The 4811-nt window shown below is 74.2% G+C and carries 4 protein-coding genes and 2 pseudogenes; 5 read left to right on the forward strand and 1 reads right to left on the reverse strand.

Annotation, left to right across the window (positions count from 1 at the left end; all coding sequences use genetic code 11):
- A partial coding sequence (locus ACWEVO_RS30145; RefSeq protein ID WP_452310857.1) for a hypothetical protein occupies positions 1–604 on the forward strand: 604 nt, incomplete at its 5' end.
- A 19-nt stretch (positions 605–623) separates the two neighbouring features.
- Here the strand turns inward: ACWEVO_RS30145 and ACWEVO_RS30150 are convergent.
- Positions 624–1145: a histone H1 gene (locus tag ACWEVO_RS30150; RefSeq protein WP_452310858.1), complete on the reverse strand. Its 522-nt coding sequence runs from the start codon at positions 1143–1145 to the stop codon at positions 624–626.
- Between the two features lie 681 nt (positions 1146–1826).
- Here ACWEVO_RS30150 and ACWEVO_RS30155 point away from each other — a divergent pair.
- The 4 genes and pseudogenes from ACWEVO_RS30155 to ACWEVO_RS30170 form a co-directional block, all read left to right on the forward strand.
- Positions 1827–2141: pseudogene (locus tag ACWEVO_RS30155) on the forward strand (PA domain-containing protein); the annotation flags it as partial.
- An 87-nt stretch (positions 2142–2228) separates the two neighbouring features.
- A pseudogene (locus ACWEVO_RS30160) lies at positions 2229–2954 on the forward strand (M28 family peptidase); the annotation flags it as partial.
- 310 nt (positions 2955–3264) lie between these two features.
- Positions 3265–3882, forward strand: coding sequence for a mycothiol-dependent nitroreductase Rv2466c family protein (locus ACWEVO_RS30165; protein WP_452310859.1), 618 nt, complete (start codon positions 3265–3267; stop codon positions 3880–3882).
- A 3-nt stretch (positions 3883–3885) separates the two neighbouring features.
- On the forward strand, positions 3886–4811 hold a 926-nt coding region (locus ACWEVO_RS30170; protein WP_452310860.1), incomplete at its 3' end, for an MFS transporter.

The following is a 4811-nucleotide window of genomic DNA, read 5'->3' on the forward strand; positions in this document are numbered from 1 at the left end:
GCTGGCCGGCGCGCCGCAGGCGTACGCGGCCCTGCTCGACGAGCGGGAGCGCCGGCTTCTCGCCGACGGAGAACCCCGGGCCGGCCGCCTGGCCGCGATCGCGGCCGAACGGGACCGGCTCACCGCGCGGGCCCGGCACGTCGACGAGGCCGCCCGCGCCGCCGTCGCCGCCCGCGACGCCCTCGCCGCGGTACGCGACCAGCTGGGCAGGGCGGACAACTGGTCCACCTACGACACGTTCTTCGGTGGCGGGGCGATCAGCAGCATGATGAAGCACGGCCGGATGGACGACGCCGCCGCGGCGGCCCGGCTCGCGGACCGGCGGCTGGCGGCGCTCCGGGCAGAGCTGGCCGACCTGTCCGGGCAATGGCTCGCGCCGCAGCTGGAGCTGGGCGAGCTGACCCGCTTCACCGACATCTTCCTCGACAACATCTTCACCGACCTGGCCGTGCGCGGCCGCATCCGGCGGGCCCAGGAGTCGGTCGACCGGGCCGGGACGGCGGTCGCCCGGCTGCGGGACCGGCTCGCCGGCGAAGCGAACGAGCTCGCCCGTCACCTCGGCGCGCTCGCCACCGAGCGGGTCGCCCTGCTCACCGCGCCCTGACCGGCCCGCCGTACCGCTCTCAGCGGGCGCTCGTGCGGGCCGTACGCCGGTTGCCGAACGACTCCATGGTGGTCGCCTTCTTCGCCGGCGTCCGCGTCGCGGCGACGGTCCGGGCCCTTGCGGTGGCCGCGGCCTTCTTCGCCGTGGTCTTGCGGGCGGTGCCCTTCTTCGCCGGCGCCTTCTTCGCGGTGGTCTTCTTGGCGGTGGCCCGCGTCGCCGGGGCCTTCTTCGCCGCCGCCCTGGTCGCCGGCGCCGTCTTCGCCGTGGTCGCCTTCTTCGCGGTGGTGGCCTTCTTCGCCGCGGTGGCCTTGGCGGTCGGCCGCCGGGTGGGTGTGGCGGTGGTGGCCGAGGTGTCCTTCTTCCTGGCCGCCCGGGCGGTCGTCGGGGTGGGCTTCCCGCCGGGCGTCTTCGCCGCGGTCGCGGCGGTCGCCCGCTTGGTGGCGGTCGCGACCTTCTTCGCCGCGGTCTTGTTCGGCATCGGGGCCTTGCGCGCCCCGGTGGCCTTCCTCGCGCTGCTCGGTCTGGTGGCCGCCTGGGCCATCGCTCCTCCTCGCGGTCCGCCGCGGCCGGGCCGGTGGTGGGCGTCGCCCGGCGACGTCGGGCCGATTCGGCCCGCGCGGCGCGCGTGTCTTCCCACCGCACCGGTGCCCAAACACGTCAACGGGGTCGCCCTGAATCAGGCCGAACCGTCCGTGTCGCCGGGCGAAGGGGCGGTCCCGGAGCGGCGGAGCGAACCGACGAATCGACCCAGGTGGACCCTTCCGGGTGCTGTGACCTGCGTCTACAGTGCGGGGAACGCCGTGCGAGGCGGCCCGGCGTTCCCTCGTCCAAGGAGGTGCGACACATCGTGGTGTCTTCCCGGAAAGCCCTCGCCGGCGTGGTCGCCGGTGCTGTCGTCGGAAGCATGTTCCTCGTCGGCCCCGTGGCGGCCGAGCCGAACAACAATTCGGTCAGCAAGCTCACCAAGGCGGTCACCGTGCAGGGGGTGCTCCGGCACCTCGACGCGTTCCAGTCCATCGCCGACGCGCACGGCGGGACCCGTGCCTCCGGTACCCCGGGCTTCACGGCCAGCGCCGACTATGTGGCCGGACGGCTGGAGCAGGCCGGCTACCTGGTCACCCGGCAGCCCTTCCAGTTCCCGTTCTACCAGGAGTTCTCGTCGTCGTTCGCACAGGTCGCGCCGATTCCGACCGGCTACACCGACGGGGTCGACTACGACCTCATGACGTTCTCCGGCGCGGGAGACGTCACCGGGTTGGTCGTCCCGGTGGACCTCGCCCTCGGCAGTCCCGCCACCTCCACCTCCGGCTGCGAGGCCACCGACTTCACCGGTCCCGACCTGATCGGCAAGATCGCGCTCCTGCAGCGCGGCGGCTGCGGCTTCGGCGTCAAGGCGACCAACGCCGCAGCCGCCGGCGCGGTCGGGGCGATCATCATGAACCAGGGCGACGGCACCCCGGCCACCAACCCGGACCGGTTCTCCCTGTTCTCCGGCACGCTCAGCGCCCCGGTCTCCATCCCGGTCGTCTCCGTCTCGTACCAGCGGGGTGTGGAGTTCGCCGGCACGGCCGGCCTGACCGTACGGATCAAGGCGGACACCATCTCCCAGCTGCGGGACACGGAGAACGTCATCGCGCAGACCCGCGACGGGCGCACCGACAACGTGGTGATGGCCGGGGCGCACCTGGACTCCGTACCGGCCGGGCCGGGGTTCAACGACAACGGCACCGGCAGCGCGGCGATCCTCGAGGTCGCGCTGCAGATGGCGAAGGTGAAGCCGAACAACGCCGTGCGGTTCGCCTGGTGGGGCGCGGAGGAGGGCGGACTGCTCGGCTCCAACCACTACGTCGCCGCGCTGTCGCCGGCACAGCGGGCCGACATCGCGCTCTACCTCAACTTCGACATGGTCGGCTCGCCGAACTACGTCTTCGGCGTCTACGACGGTGATGACTCCGCGGCGTCCGGCGCCGGCCCCGGCCCGGCCGGCTCGGCGCAGATCGAGAAGGTCTTCGAGTCCTTCTTCGCCGCCCGCGGCCTGCCCACCGTGCCGGCCGACTTCACCGGTCGTTCCGACTACGGCCCGTTCATCGCCCGCGGCGTCGACATCCCGGCCGGTGGGCTCTTCACCGGCGCCGAGGGCCTGAAGACGGCCGCGGAGGCGGCGCTCTTCGGCGGCGTGGCCGGTGCCGCCTACGACCCCTGCTACCACCAGGGGTGCGACAGCCGTACGCCGGTGGCCGACGGAGCCGACCCCGCGCTCTACGGGCAACTCGCCGCCGCGCACGGGCTGTACGGCAACGTAAACGTCACGGCGCTCGACGTGAACAGCGACGCGATCGCGACCGCGGTCATCACGTTCGCCTACGACACCTCGGCGGTCAACGGTGTGCCGCGCGCCCCGGGCAAGTCGCACAACGCGGGCGACAGCGCCGACGCGCACGGGGAACACACCATGTGATTCGACGCGCGCCGTCGACGGGCCGGACTCCCTGCGTGCGGAGTCCGGCCCGTCGTCGTGCGGCCTCCCCGAAGAGCGATCGCCGGTCCTCGTCCGCAGTAAATTGGCCCAGCAAATCGCGCCCGGATCGGACCTCGGAATGGGCCGATCCACCCCCTAACGTCGGTACTGCAACCGCCTGGTGAAGGGGACCGAGACGACGATGACGACCGCCGACATGTGGTTCGACCCGCGCTGCCCGTGGGCCTGGAACGCCTCCCGCTGGCTGCTGGAGGTGGAGCGGGTCCGCGATCTGCGGGTCCGTTTCCACGTGATGAGCCTGGCCGTGCTCAACGAGGGGCGCGAAGGGCTGGAGGAGTGGTACCGGGAGTGGCTTAAGCCGGGCATGGGACCGGTCCGGGTCTGCGTGGCCGCCGAGCAGAAGTACGGCACCGACGTGCTGCGCGACCTCTACACCGCGCTGGGCAACCGGATCCACCACGAGCGGGCCCCGATCGGCCGGGAGCTGTACGCGGCGGCGTTGACCGAGGTCGGGCTGCCCGTGGAACTGGTCGACGCGGCCGACACCACCGACCACGACGCCGCGCTGCTGGCCAGCCACCACGCCGGCCTCGACCCGGTCGGCGAGGACCTGGGCACGCCCACCATCCACGTACCCGGCGTCGACGGCGGGGTGAACGCGTTCTTCGGGCCGGTGGTGGCGCCGTACCCGCGGGGCGAGGCCGCCGGCCGGCTCTGGGACGGGGTGCTGCTGGTCTCCGGCACCGACGGCTTCTTCGAACTGAAGCGGGCGCGTACCCGCCGGCCGATCGAGGGCTGAGCCGTGCCCGGCCGCCTGCTGCCCGCCGCCGGACCGGCGCGCACCCTCGCGCTGGCCCAGCTGGCCAACTCGATCGGTGACGGCGCCTTCCTGGTCACCTCCGCGCTCTACTTCACCCAGGTGGTGGGCCTGTCGCCCGGGCAGGTCGGGCTCGGGCTCTCGGTCGGCTGGGCGGCCGGGCTGCTCGCCGGGGTGCCGGTCGGGCACACGGCCGACCGGCGGGACGCCCGCACGGTCGCCGTGCTGCTGGCCGCCGCCACCGCGCTGGCCGTCGCCGGGTTCCTGGTGGTCCGCCAGCCGGCCGTGTTCGTGCTCGTGGCCTGCCTCTACGCCGGCTGCCAGACCGGCCTCGGCGCGGTCCGTCAGGCGCTGCTGGCCCGGCTGGTGGAACCCGAGCGGCGGACCGAGGTGCGGGCCCGGCTCCAGTCGGTGGTCAACGCCGGGCTGGGCCTCGGGGCGGCCCTCGGCGGCCTGGCGCTCTGGGCGCACACCGCCGGGGCGTATCGGGCGGTGCTGGTGCTGGACGCGGTGGCCTTCCTCGGCGCGGCGGTCCTGCTGCGCCGGCTCCCGGCCCGGCGCGGCGCGACCACTGCGCCGGCGTCCGACGGCGGCCCCCGCACCGTGCTGCGCGACCGGCGGTACGCGCTGCTCACCGCCCTGAACGCGGTGATGATGCTGTACCTGCCGCTGCTCAGCCTGGTGCTGCCGCTCTGGGTGGCGCGCCGCACCGCCGCCCCGTCCTGGCTGGCCGCGGCGCTGCTGGTGGTGAACACCGCGGCGGTGATGCTCGCCCAGGTGCGGGTGGCGCGGCGGGTGGTCGACCCGCCCACCGCGGTGCGATCGCTGCGCCGCGCCGGTGCCGCGATGCTCGTCGCGTGCGGGCTCTTCGCGCTCTCCGCCGCGGCCGCCGCGCCGTGGGCGGCCGCGGC

Source organism: Micromonospora sp. NPDC003776 (assembly GCF_053605645.1).

Coding starts and splice junctions, on each gene's coding strand:
- ACWEVO_RS30150 (WP_452310858.1), bottom strand. CDS start 1,145: ATGGCCCAGGCGGCCACCAGACCGAGCAGCGCGAGGAAGGCCACCGGG.
- ACWEVO_RS30165 (WP_452310859.1), top strand. CDS start 3,265: ATGACGACCGCCGACATGTGGTTCGACCCGCGCTGCCCGTGGGCCTGG.